Raw genomic sequence first — 21,655 nt, 5'->3', positions numbered from 1 at the left:
GAAGGGGTGGGGCGGGCGGGGTCAGCCGGCCGTCATCGCCCCGGCGACGTCGGTGAGGATGACGGTGGCGGCCAGCGGCCCGCCGGCGCTGGTCCAGGCGGATCCGTCGACGGGCACGATCCGCTGGTCGCGGTAGGCGCGCAGCGCGGTGAACCCGGGGGTCTGTACGGCGTTGTCGAGCATGGCGGCGCTGGCGGCGCGGCCGACGTCGGCGGCGGATCCGGTGTTGCCGCCCTCGGGGCTGGTGGCGCCGCCAAGGGTGCCGAAGAACATCCAGTCGGCGTCGAGTTGGTCGAGGTTCTCCCGGCTGACCGGCTGGGAGTGGCCGGGGCCGTCGCGGTCCTGGGCGGGTGGGCGGCGCAGGCCGAGGTCGGCGAGGACTTTGCTGGGCGGGAGTTCGCGTAGCAGCACCGACGGCTGGCCGAGTCCCCAGCGGACGATGCTGACGGTGGCCCCGGTGTTCGGGCCGAGCCCGGCTTTGATTTCGTCGACCCGGCCGCGGTAGCCGGCGAGGACCTGTTCGGTCTCGGCGGCGCGGTTGACGACGTCACCCAGCGTGGTGAAGGCGGTCTGCCAGTCGGCGCCGGTGGGGCTGATGTAGACGGTCGGGGCGATACCGGCGAGCTTGTCGAGTACGGAGTCGTCCGCGCTGACCGTGCCGTCGGTGAGGATGAGGTCCGGGGTCAGGGTGAGGATCTGTTCGAGGTTGGGTCCGGCGACCGAGGCGACGACGGGGATACCGGCGGCCTTGTCGGCGAGGTACGCCGAGACGGCGCCCTGCCCGCGCCCGCTGGTGGTGCCGACGACGGTCAACCCGAGGGCGAGCGCCCCGTCGAGGGTGGGTTCGCTCAGGGCGATGACCCGGGCGGGTTCGGCGGGCACGGTGACCTGGGCACCCTTGCCGTCGGTGACGGTCCGGGAGCCGTCCGGGGTGGACGGTTCGGTCGACTGGCAGGCCGTGGCGGCGAGCAGTGTCAGCAGTGCTCCGGTGACGGCTCCTGCCGTGCGTGTGCGGCGCGTCCCGCGGCGTTCCACCGTTCGGCCTCCCGGCTCTGTCTGGTCGTGGTCGGCGGGACCCCTGTCGTCACCGCGCAGCATTAGGTTAGCCTAACCTCCGATCATGCCAGCAAGGGAAGCCTAACCTTTCTTGCCCGCTGGATGACACCCATCCCCGAAAGGAAGGGCATTGCGACTGACATCGACACTTCGCGCGGTCACCGGCGCCCGGACGGGCCCGCGCGTACTCGCCGGGCTGTCCGCCGCGGCGCTCGGGCTGACCGTGCTCGCGGCGGCGAACCCCGCGTACGCCGCCGACCCGCGGCCGGACAACCCCAAGGGCGCGACGGTCGCGATCGGAGCGACCACGGTCGCCCCCGGCGGCACGATCTCGTTCACCGGCACCGGATTCGTCAACGCCGACGGCTCCGGCTCGGTCGTCCTCGTCAAGATCGACGACGGTGTGGTCCGGCTGCCCGACGGCGGCGACGTCTTCGCCGAGGTGACCGCCACCGCGACCACCGGCGAGATCTCCGGCACCGTCACCATCCCCGCCGGACTCAACGGCGCCCGCCACTGGCTGCGCATGCTGACCGGCTCCGGCCAGGCCGGCGACGAGGTACGCAGCCTGCACACCGAGTTCTTCGAGGTGGCCGAGCCGCGGACCCCCGCGGTGACGCTGGCGAACGCGACCGTGGCGGCCGGGGCGGCCCTGTCGGCGTCCGGGGTGCACTTCCCGGCCTCGGTCACCGTCACGGTCAAACTCGACCGGGCGGCCACCCTGACCACCTTCGAGAGCGGCGCCGACGGTTCCTTCACGGCGCAGCCGGTGCCCGTACCCGCGGACACCACCGCCGGCGCCCACACGCTGAACTTCCTCGCCCCCGGCGGGACCAGCGTCGCGGTGCCGTTCACGGTCGCCGCGGGGCCGGACCCCGGCGCCGCCTCGGCCACCGTCACCATCAGTACGGCGGTGACCGACACCGGTGCGCTGGCGATCCGGGTGAGCACCGGCGCGGTGGCACTGTCCACCCCGCAGGTCTCGCCCGAACTCGACGCGCTCGTCGCCACCGGGGTGCTGCCCACGGTCACGGTGAGCGACCTGCGGGCCCTCGATCCTGGATGGAGCGTCTCCGGCCAGATCGGTGACTTCACCGGCGACAAGGGCACCGTCGACGGGAAGTTCCTCGGCTGGACGCCGAAGGTGGTCACCACGTCGCAGGGCCAGACCGTCACGGCCGGCGCGGCCGTGGCGCCCGGCACCGGACTGAAGACCGCCGCACCGCTGGCCACCGCGACGGCCGGACAGGGCCGGGGCACGGCGACCCTCGGGGCCGACCTCACCCTGCGCCTGCCGACCAGCACGGTGCCCGGCTCGTACACCGCGACACTCACGCTGACCGTCATCTGACGGGCGGCCACGGCCGGGGCGGACGGTCCCGCCCCGGCCGCGCGCCCGAACGCCCGCCCCGAGCCCACCAGGACCAGGATGTACGCAGTGGACGCCCACCCCCGCCGCGGCGCCGTACGCGGCCGCGCCGCCCGCGTGCTCGCCGCCGCGGTCGCCCTGGCCGCGGTCGCCCTGGCCGCGGTCGCCGGTCCGCTGGCCGGCCCGGCCGGGGCCGCCCCCGCCCCGAGCCCCGCCCCGACGCCCGGCGCCACCGCCGATCCGGACACCGCCGCACCGGCCGCCGCCTGGTCGGTGCAGCCGTCCGGGCGCGGCGGCCCCGGCAACCGGCCGTTCTTCAGCTACGACCTGGCCCCCGGCGGCACCGTCACCGACCATGTCGGCGTCACCAACCTCGGCACCGCGCCGGTCACACTCACCGTCTACGGCAGCGACGCGTACAACACGACGTCCGGCGGCTTCGACCTGCTGCCCGCCGACCGGCCGCCGACCGACGTCGGCGGCTGGATCCGGCTGGCCCAGACCACGGTGACCGTGCCGGCCCGTTCCCGCGCCGACATCCCGTTCACGCTGACCGTGCCGGCCAACGCCACCCCGGGCGACCACGCCGGCGGCATCGTCGCCTCGGTCACCAGCAGCAGCGCCGACGCGCGCGGCCACGCCACCCGGTTGGAGCAGCGCGTCGGATCCCGGGTCTACCTGCGGGTCAACGGCCCACTGCGGCCGTCGCTGCGGGTCGACGACCTGAAGGCGGCGTACTCCCCCGGCTGGCACCCCGGAACCGGAGAGCTGACCCTGACCTACACCGTGCGCAACACCGGCAACACCCGCACGGCACCGACCCAGGCCGTACGGGTCGAGGGGCTGTTCGGGCTACCGGTCGACTCGTCCACCCTGGATCCACTGCCCGAACTGCTGCCCGGCGGCGTGCTCCGGCGCACCGTGACGCTGTCCGGCCAGCCCGCCGCGCTGCGGCTGTCGGCGGCGGTGTCGGTGGCTCCCGACCCGGGCGCGGCGGCCTCGTCGAGCGCGGCGGCCTGGGCGCTGTCCTGGTGGTACCTGCTCGTCCCGGTCCTGGCCGCCGGCACCGGCTGGTTGCTGTGGCGCCGGCGGACCCGGCGGCCCGGTACGCCCGACGGCCGGCGGCGACGCACCCGGACCGCCGGCACCACGGCGGCGAAGCCGTGACCGGCGGACCGGACACCGGCGCCCGGCGTCACCGGCGGGCCGGTCGGGGCCTCGCCGGGCTCGCCGTACTCGTCGCGGCCCTGGCCTGGCCGACGCCGGCCCGGGCCGACCCGGCGGTGACGGTGACGCCGGCCGCCGCCCGGCTGGACCAGACCGTCACGGTGGAGCTGACCGGCTGGCCACCCGGCGTGGTCACCGTGGCACTGTGCGGCAACGAGGCCCGGCAGGGCTCGGCCGACTGCGCGGTCGCCACGGCCGCCGCCGCCACGGTCCCGGACGCCGGTACGACCCGGGTGCCACTGCGGCTCACCCCGCCGCCCGCCGGCTGCCCCTGCGTGGTGCGGGCGGTGACCGCCACCGGCGACCGGGCCGGCGCGGCGGCGCTAGCCGTGGTCGACGTACCGGACTCGGCCACGGTCTCCGGTCCCGCCGGCCAGGCGGACGGACCCCGGACCGTGGAACTCGTCGCGGCCCGCCTCGACGAGCGGTGGACGCTGCCCGGCCTGCTCGGCGGGCCGGCCGAGCGGACCCTGCGGCTGGACCTGCGCAACCCCTCCGGGACGCCGCTGCGCGACCTGGTGCTCACCCTGGACCTGGGCCGGGCGGCCGGCACCGGCGGCGCGCCACCTCCGGTCCCGGTCCCCGACCTGGCCGCCGGCGAACGCCGGGTGGTCGAGGTGCCGGTGACCATCGGCGCGCCGGCCGTCGGCCGCTATCCGGTGACCGGCCGGATCGACGGGTTGGACGCCCCGGTCACGTTCACCGCGCACACGTCCAGCTGGCCGTGGCTGCTGCCGGTCGTACTGCCGCTCGTGGTCTGCGGCGTGGTGCTGGCCCGGCGGCTGCGGGCCCGCCCGGGCCGTCGGGGGCGGCCCGGCCGGGCGGGGCGGAGCCGGACCCGGCGTACGACGCGGCGCGGCCGGCCCCGGCCGGCGGCGGGCGGCACCGGCGGCCCGGTGGGCTGCGACTGGCCGGGGTCGGGCTGATCGCGCTCGGCGTGGGGTGCGCGGTCGTCCTGGCCGGACAGACCCTGTTGCCGGGCCGGGAGACCGCCGCCGCCCAGCGCGAGCTGGCCGAGCGGGTCGACGAGCGGTGGGCCGATCCCGGGCCGCCCCGTCCCGGCGAGGCGCCACCCCTGCCCGGCGAGACGGTACGGACCAGCCTGGACGAGGCGCTCGTGGAGCCGCCGGCCGGCGAGCCGCTCGCCGTCATGCACGTGCCGCGCTGGCGGGCGAGGTACACGATCGTGCAGGGGGTGGGCACCGCCGACCTGCGCAAGGGACCGGGGCACTATCCCGGGTCGGCGCTGCCGGGCCGGGTCGGCAACTTCTCGGTCGCCGGGCACCGGGGACCGGCCGGTGAGCCGTTCAACGACATCGACCGGCTGACGGCCGGCGATGCGATCGTGGTGGAGACCGCCGGTGCCTGGTACGTCTACCGGGTCGAACGGCACGTGATCGTCACCCCGGACCGGGTGGACGTGGTGGCGGAGGTGCCGGAGCGGCCGGGGGTGGCCGCGACCAAGGCGATGATGACGATGACCGCCTGCCACCCGCGCTACTCGTCGAAGCTGCGGTACGTGCTGTTCTCCACACTGGCCGAATCGATGTCCAAAGCGGACAGTGGCCGGCCGGCGGCGCTGGACGAGTAAGCATCCTGCGAATTGCGCCACACGATCCACCATTGCTATTTAGGTAAGGCTTAGCTAATTTCATCTCGGTAAGATCGACAACTAACCTCCCGAGAGGAGTCCGCATGTCGAGCGATTCCGGCCAGCGCGGGCTGAACCGACGCACCCTGCTCGCCGGTGCCGGCGCCATCGCCGCCACCACGGTCACCGGCGTGGCCGCCGGCGCCAACCCCGCCGCCGCGGCCGGCTGGTGGGGCTACAGCAACCTGGTCCAGGCCGTCACCGACGGCTCGTGGATCTACGAGCTGGCCAACCTGCCCAGCCTCGGCAACGTCTACGTCGCCAACCCCTGGACCGACACCTCCAGCCGTACCCCCCGGCACCGGGTCGTCGTGGTCGACGCCGAGGCCCGCCGGGTCAAGGGCGAAATCGACCTCGGCGAGGGCAGCGCCTTCGGACTGGCCGCCAACCACGAGACCAACATCGTGTACGCCGGCGACCAGGTCTTCACCCGCAAGGTCTACGCCATCGACGGCCGCACCAACCGGGTGATCGGCTCCACCGAGGTCGACGGCGGCGAGCCGCGCGGACTCGCGGTCAACCCGAACACCAACAAGCTCTACGTGACCCTGACCAACCAGGGCAAGGTGGCCGTACTCGACGGCGCCAGCCTGACCGTCGAGGCGGTCGTCGAGATCGGCTCGATCGAGCCGGCGAAGGTCGCGGTCAACCCGGTCACCAACAAGGTCTACGTCTCCAACGCCAACCGGCGCGGCACGGACAGCTCGGTGACCGTGATCGACGGTGCCACCAACGCGATCACGGCGACCATCCCGGTCGACCGGTACGCGCTGGGCATCTCGGTCAACCCCGTCACCAACAAGATCTACGTCTCGAACTACACCAGCGAGACGCTGACCGTGATCGACGGCGCCAGCAACGGCATCGTGGGCAAGGCGTACGTCGGGGGCAGCCCGACCGGCGTCGAGGTGAACCCGGCGACCAACAAGATCTACGTCACCATCTTCGAGGGCAAAGGCGCGGTGACCGTGGTGGACAGCAACACCCAGCAGGTACGCCGCCTGCGGGTCCGGCCGGCAGCCCTGGGCATCACCGTCAACCCGCGGTCGGGCCGGGTCTACTCCAGCAGCCAGACCGAGGGTTCGGTCTTCCTCGTCGACGAGAGCTGAGCCGTCGCGGGTTCCAACCGGGGGCGTCCCTGCCCGGCGGGATCTGCGGGAGCCAGCGACCCCGGCCCGTCCAACGGCGTACGGGCCGGGGCGCCGCAGGCGACGGGGTACCCGTATAGGCTTCGGGTGCCGATCGGACCGTTGCCGGAGGACCACGCTTGAGGCTCTGCGCCTGCGGGCACCCGCACGCCGCACACACCCACTTCCGGCCCGGCTCGGACTGCGGGATCTGCGGCCCACGGGAATGCCCGCGCTACCGCCCCGACCGCTGGTGGCGGCGGCTGTGGCGGGCCAGGACCGGCACCCCACCGGGCGACCGCGGCTAGCCGGCCCCCGGGCCCGCACCCCCGACGCCGCGTTCTCCGACGCGCCACTCCGACGCCACGCACTGCCACACCGCGCACGACCACCGACACCGGCACGACCACCGCGCCCGCCGGCCGTCCAGACGACGCCGGGCAGCCCGCCCCCACCGCCGCCGACCAACCCGATCGATCGGTGTAGCATCATCGAAACGAAATTAGGCTAGCCTCGCCTAATCCGCCGATGGCTCCACTCGACGCGGGCACGTACGGCGGGATCGCACCCGACCCGCCGGGCCGGCAAGACCTGACCTGAGACTCCGCTGCGGAACCCGCCCCGGGAGGTTTGAGTGCAGCCGCTGCGTCCACGCCCGACCAGCCATCCGACCGTCACCGTCGTCGTACCCGCGCGCAACGAATCGCGCAACCTGGCCGAGGTGCTGCCCAAGCTGCCCCCGGTGCACGAGGTCATCGTCGTCGACGGCCACTCGGTCGACGACACCGCCGGCACGGTAGCCCGCGTGCTGCCGGCCGCCCGGCTCGTGCAACAGACCCGCCGTGGCAAGGGAAACGCGCTGGCCTGTGGGTTCGCCGAGGCCACCGGTGACGTCGTGGTCATGTTCGACGCCGACGGCTCGGCCGACCCGGACGAGATCCCGCGGTTCGTCGCCGCCCTCGTCACCGGCGCCGACTTCGCCAAGGGCAGCCGCACCATGGCCGGCGGCGGCAGCGAGGACATCACGGTGCTGCGCGGCCTGGGCAACCGCGGCCTGACCTGGTTCACCAACCGGCTCTTCCGAACCCGCTACAGCGACCTGTGCTACGGCTACAACGCCTTCTGGCGCGACGTGCTGCCCCGGCTCGACCTGCCCCGCCCGGAACCGGTCGGCGACCAGATGTCGTGGGGCGACGGCTTCGAGATCGAGACCGTGATCAACTGTCGGATCGCGGTCGCCGGCCTCGCCGTGCACGAGGTGCCGAGCGTGGAACTGTCCCGCATCCACGGCGTCAGCAACCTCAGCGCCCCCCGCGACGGGCTGCGGGTGCTGCGGACCATCCTCACCGAATGGCGCGCCGCCCGCCGGAGCCGCCGGGCCGCCACCCGGAAGGGCGCGGGCGACGCCGTCCACACCCGGGGCACGGCCGCCGGCGGCCCGTCCGTGGGCGCCGTCGCGGAGCGGCCCGGGCCCAGCGCGGCCGTCGTACGGCGGTCCGAGCCAGCCCGGGTCCCGGCCCCCCGCCGCCCCGAGGTGATGACCCCGGCCGGCGCGGACGAGGCCGCGGCCTGACCATGGGCGACACCTCCCGGCCGCGGGTACTCGTCGTCGGCTCCGGCTTCCGCTTCACCTCCGGCATCAGCTACTACACCTGCCGGGCGGCGAACGCGCTGGCCACCCGGACCACCACCAGCGTGCTGCTCATGCGCCGGCTCATCCCCCGGCTGCTCTATCCCGGACGGCGCCGGGTCGGTGTACGCGTGCACGACCTCGCGTACGACGCGTCGGTGCCGGTCCACGACGGCCTCGACTGGTACTGGGGCCCGTCGCTGCCGCGCTCGCTGCGCTTCGTCCGCCGGCAGCGGCCCGACCTGGTGGTGCTCCAGTGGTGGACCGCCGCGGTGCTGCACTCCTACCTGCTGCTGGCCTTCACCGCGAAGCGGCGCGGCGCAAAGGTGCTGATCGAGTGGCACGAGGTCCAGGACACCGGCGAGGTACGCGTCCCCGGGGTCCGCGCCTACACCCGGGTCCTGATGCGGCTGCTGCTGCGCAACACCGACGGCCACGTCATCCACAGCGGATACGACCGGAACCTGCTGCTGGCGAACTACCCGCTCGGCGACGCCCCGCACGTCGTGGTCCCGCACGGGCCGTACGACCACCACGCCGCGCCGCCGGCACGGCGGGCCGAACCCGACGTCACCAACGTGCTGTTCTTCGGGGTGATCCGGCCGTACAAGGGGCTGGAGGACCTGGTCGCCGCCTTCGACTCGCTCGACGACGGGCAGGCAGCGAGGCTGCGGCTGACCATCGTCGGCGAGACCTGGGAGGGCTGGGACGCCCCACTGGCCGCAGTCGCCCGGTCCCGACACCGCGACCGGATCACCGTCGTCAACCGGTACGTCACCGACGCCGAGGTCGGGCGGGTCTTCGCCGAGGCCGACGTCGTCGCGCTGCCGTACCGACGGTCGTCGTCGTCCGGGCCGCTGCACGTCGCGATGGGCACCGGCCTGCCGGTCGTGGTGACCGACGTCGGCGGGCTGCGCGAGGCCGCCCACGGCTACGAGGGCGCGATCCTCGTCCCGCCCCGCGACCCGGCCGCGCTGGCCGCCGCCCTGCTCGACGCCACCAGCCGACGCGGGCAACGGTTCGTCGACGTCCGCTCCTGGGACGACGTCGTCGACGGCTACCTGGAACTGTTCGGCACGGCCAGATCGCGCCTCGACCCGATCGGGAAGCCCTCATGACCACCACCACCGCCACGGCGTCCGTCCTGGCCACCGCCCGCACCCCCGACCTCGTACGCGACGTCGAACTGACCCGGCCGCTGCCGCACCTGCCCGCCGACACCGGCGACGGCGTACGTCGCGGCCGGGCCTGGCTGGTCGTGCGGCGGCACGGCGTACCGCTGGGCATGCCGGTGCTGCCGCTGCCGGCCGGCGGGCTGCCCCCGGCCACGCTCGGCGCCGCTCTGGCCGACCACCTGGCCGGCGCCCTCGACCCGTCCGACGCCGACCGGCTGCGGGCCGGGCTGCCGGTGACCGCCGACGGCGCCGCCGTGCTCGCCGCCCGGGAGCGGGCCCGCCGCGACGGCGCTGCGGTCACCGCCGTCGTCTGCACCCGCGACCGCCCCGACGCGCTGCGCCGCTGCCTGGCCAGCCTGGTCACGCAGGACTACCCGCGAGCCACGGTGCTGGTCGTCGACAACGCCCCGACCGGCGGCGCCACCCGCGACGTCGTCGCCGAGTTCACGGGCGTGCGGTACGTCGTCGAGCCCGCCCCCGGCCTGTCCCGCGCCCGCAACCGGGCACTGTCCGAGGTGGACACCGAACTCGTGGCCTGGATCGACGACGACGAGGTCGCCGACCGGTACTGGCTGACCGAGGTGGCCCGGGCGTTCCTGGAACTACCCGCCGCCGCCGGCCTGTCCGGGCTGGTGGTGCCCGGCGAGATCGAGACCCCGGCCCAGGACTGGTACGAGGCGTTCGGCGGGCACAGCAAGGGCCGCGGCTTCGTGCCCGACGTCTTCGTCCCCGGGGAGATGGCGCAGAGCCCGCTCTATCCGCTGCCACCGTTCGGAGTCGGCGCCAACATGGCGTTCCGGCGCGAGGCGCTCGTCGCGGTCGGCGGCTTCGACCCGGCGCTCGGTGCCGGCACGCCCGCCGAGGGCGGCGAGGACACCATGGTCCTGACCCGGCTGCTGCTGGCCGGCCGGACCCTGGTCTACCACCCGGCGGCACTGGTCCGGCACTACCACCGCCGCGAGTACCCGCAACTCGTCGCGCAGATGCGCGGGTACGGCGTGGCGCTGACCGCCTTCTACACCGCCCTGGTGTGGCACCGGCCCCGGCTGCTCCCCCGGCTCGTCGCGCTACTGCCCCGGGCGCTACGCGACGTACGCGACGGCGACAGCCTGCGCAACGTCGGCGTCCGTGACGGGATGCCGCCCGAACTCATGTCGACGAACCTGAAGGGGATGCTGGTGGGGCCCTGGCGATACGTACGGTCCACCGCGCGGGGCCGCCGCCGTGCCAAGTGACCGGCAGCGCCTGCTCGACCGCCCGCACGAGGAACCGGCCGGATCCCCGCCGGCCGACGCCGGGACGGCCGACGCCGGCACGGCCCGGTCCGGTCCGGCCGCCGGCACCGATGCGGCCCGGCCGGACGGCGACCCGGACAAGACCGCCACGCCGGACAACGCCGCGCCGGACGGTCCCGCGACCGCCCGGCCGGCCCGCTGGGCACCGGCCCTGTGTGGCGTCGCGCTGCTGCTGGTCGCCGCCGCGTTCGCCGGCGGCCGCTCGCAGGCGTCGTGGGCGATGGGCGCGTACTGGGCCGGACAGCTCCTGCTCGTCAGCGCGGCCGGCGCGGCCTGCCTGCTGCCCCGGATCAGCCCGGCCGGGCGGACCGGCGCGCTGTTCGGCTTCACCGCCGCCCAGTTCCTGATCAAGGTCGCGTACTCGCCGGTGCACGTGAAGTTCGCCGACGAGTTGCAGCACTGGCAGACCACGCTCGGCATGCTGGACAGCGGCCGGCTCTTCCCTACCAACCACAGCCTACCGATCAGCCCGGTCTTCCCCGGCCTGGAGATCCTGACCGTGGTCGTCATGAAGACCACCGGCCTGTCGTTCTTCCCGGCCGCCCTGGTCGTCTGCGGGGCCAGCACGATGCTGCTCACCGCCGCCGTGCTCCTGCTGGTCCGCCAGATGACCCCGCGCTGGGACGTCGTCGCCCTGGTCACCCTGGTCTACCTGTGCAACCCCAACCACGGCTTCTTCACGTCGATGTACCTCTACACCACTCCGGCCCTGCCGCTGCTGGTGCTGGCCCTGGCCCAGGCGGTCAGTCTGCTGCGCGACCCGCGGCGACCGGTCGGGCGGGTGGCGCTCGGCCTGGTGTGCGCCGGCGGTGTACTGGTCACCCACCACCTGACGATGGTGGTGTGCCTGGTCCTGCTGGCCACGATCGCGGTGTCGGCCGCCCTGGTCCGGCCGGTACGACGGTCCGCCGCCGCGCTCGGCGCGCTCGCCGCCGGCTCGGTTGCCCTGTCGGTCGCCTGGGTGGCGCTGGTCGCCCCGGACACCGTCGGTTATCTCGGCGGCCCGCTGCTCGCCCTCGGTGAGACGTTCACCCAGTTCGGGGCGGTGGAGTCCGGCCAGGTGGCCGGGGCAGCGTCGAGCAAGCCGCTGGTCGAGACCGCCTTCTCGCTGGCCGCGATCCTGGTGCTGGCCGGGGCCGCCGGACTGCTCGGGCTGTGGTCGTGGCGGCGCCGGGAACGCTGGCTCGCGGTGCTGCTGATCGGCGTCGCCGGTCTGGAGGCGCTCATCGTGATCATCCGGGTGGTCAGTCCCCGTGGCGAGGAACTGGCCGGCCGTTCCCCGGCGTATGTGACGTTGGTGGTCGCCGCCGTACTCGGGCTCGGCCTGCACCGGCTGCCGGCGGCGGTCCGACGCGGCCGGGTCTGGCTCGCCGGAGCCGCGGCCGCGCTGCTGGTGCTCTTCGTCGGCGGGATCACCGCCGGCTGGCCGCCGAACTGGCTGCGGCTGCCCGGGACGTACCACGCCGCCGGCTACGAGGCCGCCGTCGACGCGCACACGCTCCAACTCGGCTGGTGGAGCCGGGAACACCTGCCGGCCGGCGGCCGGTTCATCTCCGACTTCGGCAACCAGACCGTACTCGGCACCATCGGCGGCCTCGACCCGGTCAACAGCCCGGCGCCGATGTTCTACCGCCCGGAGTTCGACTGGGGCGACCGCTCCATGGTCCAGGACCTGGAGATCCGGTACGTCGTCGTCGACCACCGGATCACCCTCGCCCCGCCGGCCCGGGGCACGTTCTTCATCGGCGACCCGCCCGAGGGCGGCACCGACACCAGTGGGCCGTTCCCCGCCGCGTCGCTGACCAAGTTCGACACGACGCAGGGCACCGGCATCGTCTTCGACGACGGGACCATCCGCGTGTACGACCTGTCCAACTCCCGCTATGCCTGGTAGCCGCCGCACCGCGCCCGCCGCCGGCCCCGCCGACACCCGGGGGGCCGGCGCAGGTCGCCCCGCCGTCGCCGACCTGCGGGTCTTCGTGGCCGTCCTGGCGCTGTGCGCGCTGTTCGCCGCCGGCACGCTGGCCGGCGCGCCGGTGCTGCGGGTGCCGGCCGGGCTGCTGCTGACGTTCGCCGTACCCGGGCTGCTGGTCCTGCGGCTGGTCCGAGCCAGGATGCCGCGCTGGCAGGCGGCGACGGTCGGGGTCGCGCTGTCGTTCGCGGTCGCGCTGGGTGCCGTACTGCTGCTGGAGGCGACCGGCACGGCCGCCTCCACCGCCGGCGTCGGCTGGCTGCTCGGCGGGCTCACCGTCGCGCTTGCCGGCGCCGACCTGGTGGCCCGCACCATCCGCCCGGTGCCCGGCCGGCCCGCCGGCGACGAACCGGCCCCGGCGGCCGGTTCGGGCCCGGACGGGCCGGCGCCGGGTACGCCGCCGCGGGCCGGCGCCGGAAGGCCGTGGCGGCGGTACATCCCGGTCGCGGCCGTCGCCGTGTTCTGCGCCGCCGCCGCGGCCACCGCCGTCACCATTTCCGTCCACAGTGAACGTGTCGCCGCCGCCGAGACCTTCACCCAGGTCGGCCTGGTTCCCGAGCCGTCCGACCCGCGCAGCTTCACGGTCAGCGTCACCAACCGTGAGGGCACGCAGGTGCCGTACCGGCTGGTGGTCACCGCGCCCGGCACCGGGCCGGTCGAACGGACGGTGACCGTGCCCGACGGCCGGACCTGGTCGGACCGGATCACGGTGACCACCGCCGGCACGCTGGAGATCCGGGTGTACGGCGGCACGCCGACCGCCGCCGGGCACCGCGAGGTACGGGCGGCGGTGCTGTGACGGCCAGCCCGCCGCAGGCACCGCCGGCCCGGACCGGGCGGATCGGCGCGCTGCTGCGGTCGAGTGCCGTACTGCGGTCCAGTTCGGTGCTGCGGTCGGCGGCCGCGCTCTACGGCTCCACCGTGGTCACCGCCGGTCTCGGCTTCGCGTTCTGGGCGGTCGCCGCCCGGCTCGCCTCCCCCGCCGAGGTCGGCTCGGCCGCCGCCGCCATCTCGGCGATGCAGTTGCTCGGCTCGTTCTGCACCCTCGGGCTGGGCAGCCTGCTCATCTCGGAACTCGCCAAGCGCCCCGAGACGACGACCCGGGTGGTCAGCGCGTCGCTCGCGGTGAGTGCCACCGTCGGGCTGGTGCTGTCGCTGGGCGTCGCGGTCGTGGTCGGGCCGGTGCTCGGCCGTGGCGGGCCGCTGTTCGGCAGCGTGCCCGGGATTCTCGTCTTCGCGCTCGGCTGTGCCGCGCACGCCGCGACCGCCGTACTCGACCTGGCGCTGGTCGGCGCCCGGCTGCCGGCCCGGCAACTGCTGCGCAACACCGTCTTCGCGGTGGCGAAGCTGGCACTGCTGCCGGTCGCGGCCGCGCTCGCCGGCCTGTCCACCAGCATGATCTACCTGGCCTGGCTGCTCGGCTCGGTGCTGTCGGTGGTCGCCGTGCTGTCGCGCAGCTCCCGGCCGTCGCGGTGGCTACGGCCGCCGGCCCCGCCGACCGTGCTGCGCGGCCTCGGCGCCCAGGCGGCCGGCCACCACGCCATCAACGTCTCCGCGCACGCCCCGTCCCTGGTGCTGCCGATGGTGGTGGTGGCCGTACTGCACCCGGTGCACAACGCCGGGTTCTACATGGCGTTGCAGATCGCCTCGTTCGCCTGGGCGATCGGGGTGCACCTGTCGACCGCGCTGTTCGCCGTCTCCGCCCACGACCACGGCCGGCTGCGCCGCGAACTGCTCCTCGCGCTGCGGGTGTCGCTGCTGGTCACCGTCGCCGGGGTGGCCGGTGCGCTGCTGCTCGGCGGCTGGCTGCTCGGGCTGCTCGGGCCGGCGTACGCGCTGGCCGCCCCCGCCCTCGTGGTGCTGTTCGCGGTGTCGCTGCCGTCGGCGGTCAAGGCGCTGTTCATCGCGGTGTGCCGGGTCCAGGGCCGGCTGCGGCTCGCCGCGACCGCGACCGTCGCCGGCTCGGCGGCCGAGATCCTGGCCGGCGTGGCCGGCGCCCGCTACGGGGTGACCGGGGTGGCCGTCGGCCTGTTGGTCGCCAACCTCGTCCAGGGCGTGCTGATGTGGCCACGGGTGGCCGGCGCCGCCGGCTTCGCCGGCCCGTGGCCGCGGAGGATAACCGGCGATGGCTGACGGGGACGCCGACGGACCCACGGTCAGCGTCGTCATCCCGACCGTGGGCCGGGCCAGCCTGCGCCGCGCCGTCGACAGCGCGCTCGCGCAGACCCGCCCGCCGCACGAGATCCTGGTCGTCTTCGACGGCACCGCCCCGGCCGCCGACCCCACACCGTGGCGCGACGCCTGGCCGGACCGGCCGGTACGCTGCCTCGTCGCCGACGACGGCGGCCCGACCGCGACCCGCACGACCGGCGTCGACGCGGCCACCAGCACCCTGGTCGCCTTCCTCGACGACGACGACGAATGGCTGCCGGAGAAGCTGGAGGTCCAGGTCCGGCGGTGGCGGGCCGAACGCGCCGAGGTGGCGTACCCGGTGGTGATCTCGCTCTGCGTGGACGTCGACGCCGACGGCAAGGTGCTGTTCGTGCCGCCGGCCGGGGGTGCGCCGGCGGGGCGGACCGGTGCCGGGCTCGCCGACCGGCTGTTCCGTCGTACGTCGCTGCGCCAGCGGACCGCGCTCGGCGGCTCCTCGTCGATCCTCGCCCCCCGCGACCTGCTGCGCGCCGAGCCGCTGGACGCCGGCCTCGACCTGCACGAGGACTGGGAGTGGCTGCTGCGCGCCGACCGGCGCGCCGACACCCGGGTCAGCGTCGTCGAACGACCGCTGCTGCGCTACCGGCTCAACCGGCCGGGCACCTCGGCCGGGTCGCCGGGCCGCGGCTGGTGGGACAGCGTCGCCTTCGCCGGTTCGGCGGGGCTGAGCCGCCGGGCGTACGGCGACTTCCTGCTGACCGTCAGCGCCCCGATCGCCGCCGCGCACGGCGCCCGCCGCGACGCGCTGCGCATCGCCGGTACGGCACTTCGGCGGGGTCGGCCGGGACTGCCGGCGATCAGCATGTTCACCCTGCTGATGACCACCCCGGCCGGACTGCGCTGGCGGCTCGGCGCGCTGGCCCAGAAGCTGTTCGGCTGATCCGGCGCCGGCCCGGCCGTCACCTCGATCGTCTGCTGTTCAGGAAGCTGACACGCCGGCTCCGCGGCGCCGCACCCGCAGACGATCATGACGACCCGGTCGGCCCGCCACCCCACGGATCGCGCCGCGACACCGCGTGCCGGGCCGCGAGGGCACCGACTGGCGACAGACCGTCCCGGTGACCGGCACCGACGGGCGCCAACTGCTGATGATCTACGGCCCCGGCGCACACCCGGAGTTGGTCAACCAGCCGGTCCCAGTGCTCGGCCTGACCGGCTGGCACACGCCCGAGAGCAACCAACTGTCCTTCACCCTGCCGGTCGAGGTCGCCGTACTGATCCAACTGGACCGCCCGGCTCGACGGGGACGACCGACCCGGGCGGGGCGTCCGCGCCGCCTCCGGTTCCGGTGGCCGACCTGGTCCGCATCGCAGAGGAGTTCGACTTCGGGCCGTGGCCGGACATGTCCTGGGTGGGCTCGCGGTAGCCGTGCCGCCCGCCCGGGATGGCCGCACCCGCCGGCGCTCCCGGCTCAGCCGCGGACGTACGCCTGGATCTCGATCACGCCGCGCAGCAACCGGGCGGACAGGTCCTCGACCCGCCACAGCCGCAGCGCCCCGGCCGCCTCGAGCATGCCGCGCAGCAGGACAACGACCAGCGACACCAGGCCCGGCAGCCGCAGGCTCGCCGCCACGACCCGACGCAGCCAGGTGACGACGGCCGACTCGTCCTCGGCGTGCACCAGCGGCGGGCTCGCCGTCCAGCGCCGCTCCATGGCCCGGACCGCCGCGCCGCGGGCCCGCGCCTCGTCGACGATCGACCGGTTGGGTTTGTCGTGCAGGTGCACGCCGGTCACGGCCCGGTCGAAGAAGCCGCGCGCACCCAACGACCGCAGGCGCAGGCCGAGGTCCATGTCCTCGAAGTAGCGCAGCCGGTCCTGCGGGCGTACCGCCTCGGCGCGCAGATAGAGGTCGCGTTCGAGGCTGACGTTGCCGCCCCACAGTCCACCGAGGATCGCGTCGGGATCACGTTCCCAGCGGCGCATCGCTCGCTCGTAGTCGGTGGCGTAGATGCGGCTGGCGACCTGGCCGCGCCGCCGGCCGTCCGGCCGGATCGGGACGTACCCGGCCAGCACGCAGCCCCGGCGGCCCTGGTGGAAGGCGCGGTGCCGGTCGACAAGGCCGTCGCCGGGCACGATGTCGTCATCGGTGAGCAGCACGATCTCGGTACGGGCGGCGTGCGCGCCCCGCTCGCGGGCCCGGGCCGGTCCGACGTTCTCGGCCAGTTCCAGCACCCGCAGCCGGGGATCGTCGAGCGTGGACAGGAAGGCGCGGGCCGGCGGCTGCGGGCCGTCGAGGACCACGACCAGTTCGTCCGGGGCCTGGGCCAGGTAGGCGGGCACCACCCGGCGCAGCAGGTCCGGCCGGTGGTAGCTGGGCATGACGACCCCGAGGGTGCGGCGGGCGCCCGCCGGGCCGGTCACCCCCGCCATACCCAGCCGGTGGCGAACGGCAGGCCGACGTAGTTCTCGGCGAGGGTGGTGGCCGCCGCCCGCGACGAGACGACCCGGTCGAGTTCGGCGGCCCGCAGCCGCTCGTCGAACGGCTGCGTGCCGTCGATGCGGTGCAGCATCGCCGTCATCCACCAGGAGAACTGCTGCACCTGCCAGACCCGGCGCAGGCAGCGGGCGGTGTAGCGGTCGAGTTCGTCCCACCGGCCGGTCGCGTAGTGGTGGCCGAGGCCGTACGACAGCACGCGGGCGTCGGCGACCGCCAGGTTGAGTCCCTTGGCGCCGGTCGCGGGCACGATGTGGGCGGCGTCGCCGAGCAGGAACAGGCGGCCGTACCGCATCGGTTCGACGACGAAGGAGCGCATCGGGGCGAGGCTCTTGTCGAAGATGGGCCCCTCTTCCAGGTCGAGCCCGTCACCGTGGCCGAGCCGACGGCGCAGCCCGGTCCAGATCCGCTCGTCGGGCCAGTCGGCGAGGTCGGTGCCGGCGGGCACCTGGAGGTACTGCCGGGTCACCTCGGGGCCGCGCATGCTGTGCAGGGCGAACCCGTCGGGGTGACGGGCGTAGACCAGTTCGTCGCACGACGGCCGGGTCCGGGCCAGGATGCCGAGCCAGGCGAACGGGTAGACGCGTTCATGGACGGTGAGGACGCCGGCCGGGATGCTGGCCCGGCTGATCCCGTGGAAGCCGTCGCAGCCGGCGATCACGTCACAGTCGACGGTCCGCTCCCGGCCGTCGTGCCGGAACCGGACCCGGGGCCGGTCCGTGTCGACGCCGTCGAGGCGTACGTCGTCCACGTCGAACAGGATCGGTTGCCCGCCGGCGAGCCGTGCGGCGACGAGGTCCTTCACCAGTTCCTGCTGGGCGTAGACGGTGATCGCGGCGCCGGTCAGGTCGGCGAAGTCGATCCGGTGCATGGCGTGGTCGAAACGCAGCCGGATGCCGTGGTGGGTCATGCCCTCGACGCGCAGCCGGCCGGCGAGGCCGATCTCGTCGAGCAGGTCGACGGTGGGCTGTTCGAGAACGCCGGCGCGGACCCGGGTCTCGATGTGTTCCCGGGCGCGGGCCTCCAGGACGAGGCAGTCGATGCCCTGCCGGTGCAGCAGGTGGGCGAGGGTGAGTCCGGCGGGCCCGGCGCCGACGATGACGACCTGGGTCCTCACCGGACCGCTCCCCGTTCGGCGAAGACCCGGGGCGCGAACCACTCGGTGATCAGCGCGAGCGGTCGGCCGGTGCGGACCAGCCGCATCCGGTAGGTGCGGGCCGGCACCGGGGCGTCGGCGGCGAGGTCGGCGCCGAGGGTGGCGCCGCGGGCGCCGACCCGGCGCAGTCCCCAGTGCCGCAGCTCGCGGGTGACCGGGACCTGGTTGCGGGCCAGCATCCGGCCGATCGGCTCGTCGGTGGTGGCCAGCCGATGGGCGACCGGGGCGGGCAGCCGGTCGAGGGCGGCGACCAGGCTGGCGGCGCCGTAGTCGACGCCGTCGTCGCCGGTCAGCAGCACCTCGCGGACCAGCAGGTCGTCGCCGGGGCGGGCGTCGAGCTGGTCGGCGCCGACGGCGGCGAACCAGGACAGGTCGGGGGCGTCGAGTCCGGTGTAGACCTCGTCGCCGGGGGCCATCGCGTGCAGGTCGGCGTGCAGCGGCAGCCGCCAGTGGGCGCGCACCCGTACGGTGATGACGCGGCCGGTGAGGATCTCCAGGCTGGTGGTGGTGAGCCCGTCGCCGCGCAGCACGAGCTGCTCGACCCGGCCGAGCGGGCCGGGCAGGCAGCGGGTGACGGCCGGTCCGGTCCGGGCGGTGCCGCGGCGCCTCATCGGGCCGCCCCGGCGGGCTGGAGGGCGGCGACGGCGTCGGCGACCCGGGCGGCGACCGTCCCGACGTGCGGTTCGCGCAGGACCGACGGGTGGTCGCAGGCGACGCGGTGCACGTCGACCGGTCCGGTGAGCGCGTCGGTCCAGCCGGAGCCGTCGTCCGGGTGGTCCTCGGCGAGGAACAGCAGGGCCCGGCCGGGCCAGGGCCGGACCCGGTGGCGGCGGGTGAGCAGGTGGCCCTGTTCGAAGAAGACGCCGTACTGGGTGATGCCGTCGAACGGCACGACACCGGCCAGCGGCAGCCGCAGCCGGTACGACCACAGTTCGCGGGAGTCGCCGCGCAGGCCGTCGGCGGTGGCGCGCAGTCCGCGTACGGCCCGGCGGATCCGGCCCCCGGCCCGGTCCGGGGCGGGTTCGTCGCGCGCGGTCGGGCCGGCGTAGGTCATCTTCCGGGCGTCGGCCGGCAGGTAGCTGTCGAGGACCACGACCAGTGGCACGTCTTCGCCGGCGGCGGCGAGTTCGTGGGCGACCTCGAGGGCGATCAGGCCGCCGAGGGAGTGCCCGGCCAGCAGGTACGGCCCGTGCGGCCGCAGTTCGCGTACGGTGCGCAGGTGCCGGCGGGCGGCGGCCCGTACGCTCCAGTCCGGCCGGCCACGGTTCTCCAGCCCGTACGCCTGGATGGCGTGCACCGGCCGGGTGCCGGGCAGCCGGCGGGCCAACGGCAGGAAGCTGAACCCGAGCCCGCCGGCCCCGGCGAAGCAGAACAGCGGTGGCTCGTCGGCGTCCCCGCCGCCGGGGGCGGTGCCCGCGGCCGGCGCGCGGAGCGTCACGGTGGTGGGGTGCCGGGGTGCGGCGCGGGAGCTGTCGGCGACCAGCCGGGCGAACTCGGCGACGGTCGGCGCCTGCGCCAGATCGGCGGAGGTGAGCCGGATGCCGAGCCGGTCCTGTACGGCGGCGAGGAGTTCCTCGGCGGCCAGCGAGTCGCCGCCGAGCCGCATGAAGTCGTCGTGGATCCCGACGCTCTCCAGGTCGAGCACGTGTGCCCACAGGTCGGCGACGATCACCTCCCAGTGGCTGCGCGGCGGCACGGCGTCGGGTTCGGGGGGCGGGGGCGGCAGCGCGACCCGGTCCACCTTGCCGCGTTCGTTGCGGGGCAGGCCGGGCAGGACGACGATGGCGGCCGGCACCATCCAGGACGGCAGCCGCTCGCGCAGGAAGCGGCGCAGGGTCGCCGGGGCGGGCGTACCGGCGGTGCGGTGCGGTGCGACGTAGGCGGTGAGCGCGACCGGTTCGGTGCCGTTGCGGGTGGCGACGACGACGGCCTCGGCGACCAGCGGCGAGGCGAGCAGGGCCGCCTCGACCTCGGCCGGTTCGACCAGGTAGCCGCGGATCTTGACGGCGGAGTCGCGGCGGCCCATCAGGTGCAGGGTGCCGTCGGCGTCGAAGCGGCCGAGGTCGCCGGTGCGGTAGGCGACCCGCCCGTCGGGCAGCGGGGTGAAGCGGGCGGCGGTCTCCTCGGGTGCGTTCCAGTAGCCGGCGGACAGGTAGGCGGAGGTGACGACGAGTTCGCCGGTCTCGCCGTCGGGGACCGGGTGGCCGTCGTCGCCGAGCAGGGTGACGTCCTTGCCGGGGGCGGGTCGGCCGACCGGCACGATCCCCTCGGGTACGGGGTCGCCGGGCACGATCGGGTGGAAGGCGAGGTGGCCGATTTCCGACGAGCCGGACCAGCTGGTGTAGGTGCAGCCGGCGGGCAGGTGCGGGCGCAGGGCGGCGACGTCGCGGCCGTGGACGGCCTCGCCGCAGGTGGTGACCAGGCGCAGGCCGTCGAGCCGCTGCCCGGGTCCGAGGACGGCGAGCAGCGAGCGCAGCAGCGACGGGGTGAGGTGCACGGTGGTGACGCCCTGGGCGGCGAGCCAGGCCGGCAGGTTGCGGATGCCGCGTACCCGGGGGTCGTAGGCGTAGACGCCGGCGCCGTTGAGCAGGGCGAAGATGAGGACGGTCAGGCCGGCCATGAAGGCGGCGGGCAGCACCAGGGCGACCCGGTCGGCGGGTGAGATGTGCAGCCGGTCGAGTCCGCCGTACGCCTCGTTGAGCAGCATGTCGTGTGTGAGCACGACGCCCTTGGGGCGGCCGGTGGAGCCGGAGGTGAACACGACGAGGGCGGGGTCGGTGCCGGCCGGCCCGGCCGGGCCCGCCAGCCCGGCCGGGCCGGTGGCCCGGGCCGCGTGCGCGGCCGGGTCCGGGCGGTGCGGATTCGGGTCCACGGTGTACGGCGCCGGGTCGGCGGTGTACGGGTCGGCGGCGGGTGCGGCGAGGGCGGGGGCCAGGTCGACGAGGGCGGGCACCCCGATCGTGGCGGCGGTCGCCCGGTGGTCGGCGTCGGTCAGGCATCCGGTGGCGCCGGACCGGTCGACGATCTGCCGGAGCCGGTCGGCGGGCAGGGTCGGGTCGAGCAGTACGACCGGCCGGCCGGACTTCAGCGCGCCGAGCAGGCCGAGCAGGCCGTCTGCGGTCTGCGGCAGGAGTACGGCGAGCGGGTCACCGGGCCGGTCGGGGCGCAGGTGGGTGGCGATCCGGTCGGAGAGCGTGTCCGCGGCACCGAACGTGTACGCGCCGTCCGGTGACACCAGCGCGGGTAGCTCCGGGATCCGGCGCGCCACGTCGCGGAAGCGCCGGGTCACCGAACGGGTGTCGCCCGGTACGACGAGCGGCGGAACCGCGTCCTGCTCTGCCTGCATGCCCG

17 protein-coding genes are annotated in these 21,655 nt (G+C 75.1%); 12 read left to right on the top strand and 5 right to left on the bottom strand.

The annotated features are described in order from the left end of the window. Positions 1-21 precede the first annotated feature (21 nt). Positions 22-1,035 (bottom strand): ABC transporter substrate-binding protein, encoded by a 1,014-nt coding sequence (locus tag QCD66_RS12230; RefSeq protein WP_375736909.1) that lies wholly within the window; start codon positions 1,033-1,035, stop codon positions 22-24. A 151-nt stretch (positions 1,036-1,186) separates the two neighbouring features. On the opposite strand from QCD66_RS12230, the gene QCD66_RS12225 reads away from it, so the two are divergent. The 12 genes from QCD66_RS12225 (at position 1,187) to QCD66_RS12170 (ending at position 15,593) form a co-directional block, all read left to right on the top strand. After that, positions 1,187-2,407: a hypothetical protein gene (locus QCD66_RS12225; RefSeq protein WP_375736908.1), complete on the top strand. Its 1,221-nt coding sequence runs from the start codon at positions 1,187-1,189 to the stop codon at positions 2,405-2,407. A gap of 87 nt (positions 2,408-2,494) precedes the next feature. Continuing rightward, positions 2,495-3,592 (top strand): WxL protein peptidoglycan domain-containing protein, encoded by a 1,098-nt coding sequence (locus QCD66_RS12220; protein ID WP_407567131.1) that lies wholly within the window; start codon positions 2,495-2,497, stop codon positions 3,590-3,592. Then, positions 3,589-4,578: a hypothetical protein gene (locus QCD66_RS12215; RefSeq protein ID WP_407567130.1), complete on the top strand. Its 990-nt coding sequence runs from the start codon at positions 3,589-3,591 to the stop codon at positions 4,576-4,578. Before QCD66_RS12220 ends, QCD66_RS12215 begins: the two co-directional genes overlap by 4 nt. Before the next feature lie 11 nt (positions 4,579-4,589). Beyond that, on the top strand, positions 4,590-5,243 hold the full coding sequence (locus tag QCD66_RS12210) for a class E sortase (RefSeq protein WP_407567129.1): 654 nt from the start codon (positions 4,590-4,592) through the stop codon (positions 5,241-5,243). Between the two features lie 104 nt (positions 5,244-5,347). Continuing rightward, positions 5,348-6,412 (top strand): hypothetical protein, encoded by a 1,065-nt coding sequence (locus tag QCD66_RS12205; RefSeq protein ID WP_375737247.1) that lies wholly within the window; start codon positions 5,348-5,350, stop codon positions 6,410-6,412. Positions 6,413-7,064: 652 nt separating this feature from the next. Further along, on the top strand, positions 7,065-8,003 hold the full coding sequence (locus QCD66_RS12200; RefSeq protein ID WP_375737248.1) for a glycosyltransferase family 2 protein: 939 nt from the start codon (positions 7,065-7,067) through the stop codon (positions 8,001-8,003). Between the two features lie 2 nt (positions 8,004-8,005). Further along, positions 8,006-9,178, top strand: coding sequence for a glycosyltransferase (locus tag QCD66_RS12195; protein WP_375737249.1), 1,173 nt, complete (start codon positions 8,006-8,008; stop codon positions 9,176-9,178). Then, on the top strand, positions 9,175-10,470 hold the full coding sequence (locus tag QCD66_RS12190; protein WP_407567128.1) for a glycosyltransferase family 2 protein: 1,296 nt from the start codon (positions 9,175-9,177) through the stop codon (positions 10,468-10,470). Before QCD66_RS12195 ends, QCD66_RS12190 begins: the two co-directional genes overlap by 4 nt. Then, positions 10,460-12,424: a hypothetical protein gene (locus QCD66_RS12185; protein ID WP_375737301.1), complete on the top strand. Its 1,965-nt coding sequence runs from the start codon at positions 10,460-10,462 to the stop codon at positions 12,422-12,424. Before QCD66_RS12190 ends, QCD66_RS12185 begins: the two co-directional genes overlap by 11 nt. After that, entirely contained in the window at positions 12,414-13,301 is an 888-nt protein-coding gene (locus QCD66_RS12180) for a hypothetical protein (RefSeq protein ID WP_407567127.1), read from the top strand. Before QCD66_RS12185 ends, QCD66_RS12180 begins: the two co-directional genes overlap by 11 nt. Further along, a complete protein-coding gene (locus QCD66_RS12175; protein WP_375735091.1) occupies positions 13,298-14,635 on the top strand; it encodes a lipopolysaccharide biosynthesis protein in 1,338 nt (445 codons plus the stop codon). The genes QCD66_RS12180 and QCD66_RS12175 overlap by 4 nt, the downstream gene beginning before the upstream one ends. Next, the gene (locus tag QCD66_RS12170; protein ID WP_375735092.1) at positions 14,628-15,593 is read left to right on the top strand and encodes a glycosyltransferase family 2 protein; all 966 of its coding nucleotides are present in this window, start codon (positions 14,628-14,630) and stop codon (positions 15,591-15,593) included. Before QCD66_RS12175 ends, QCD66_RS12170 begins: the two co-directional genes overlap by 8 nt. A gap of 531 nt (positions 15,594-16,124) precedes the next feature. Here the strand turns inward: QCD66_RS12170 and QCD66_RS12165 are convergent. From QCD66_RS12165 to QCD66_RS12150, 4 genes are read right to left on the bottom strand one after another with little or no spacing between them, the layout of a single operon-like run. Then, entirely contained in the window at positions 16,125-17,084 is a 960-nt protein-coding gene (locus tag QCD66_RS12165) for a glycosyltransferase family 2 protein (RefSeq protein ID WP_375735093.1), read from the bottom strand. Then, positions 17,072-18,265, bottom strand: a complete 1,194-nt coding sequence (locus QCD66_RS12160) for a 4-hydroxybenzoate 3-monooxygenase (protein ID WP_375735094.1) — start codon at positions 18,263-18,265, stop codon at positions 17,072-17,074. Before QCD66_RS12160 ends, QCD66_RS12165 begins: the two co-directional genes overlap by 13 nt. After that, on the bottom strand, positions 18,262-18,915 hold the full coding sequence (locus QCD66_RS12155; protein ID WP_375735095.1) for a chorismate--pyruvate lyase family protein: 654 nt from the start codon (positions 18,913-18,915) through the stop codon (positions 18,262-18,264). Before QCD66_RS12155 ends, QCD66_RS12160 begins: the two co-directional genes overlap by 4 nt. After that, positions 18,912-21,650 (bottom strand): AMP-binding protein, encoded by a 2,739-nt coding sequence (locus tag QCD66_RS12150; protein ID WP_407567126.1) that lies wholly within the window; start codon positions 21,648-21,650, stop codon positions 18,912-18,914. Before QCD66_RS12150 ends, QCD66_RS12155 begins: the two co-directional genes overlap by 4 nt. Positions 21,651-21,655 lie beyond the last annotated feature (5 nt).

This window comes from Polymorphospora sp. A560, assembly GCF_045781765.1.
GTDB lineage: Bacteria > Actinomycetota > Actinomycetes > Mycobacteriales > Micromonosporaceae > Polymorphospora > Polymorphospora lycopeni.
Note: the sequence above shows the minus strand (reverse complement) of the source record. Positions and strands in the feature narration are given on the sequence as shown.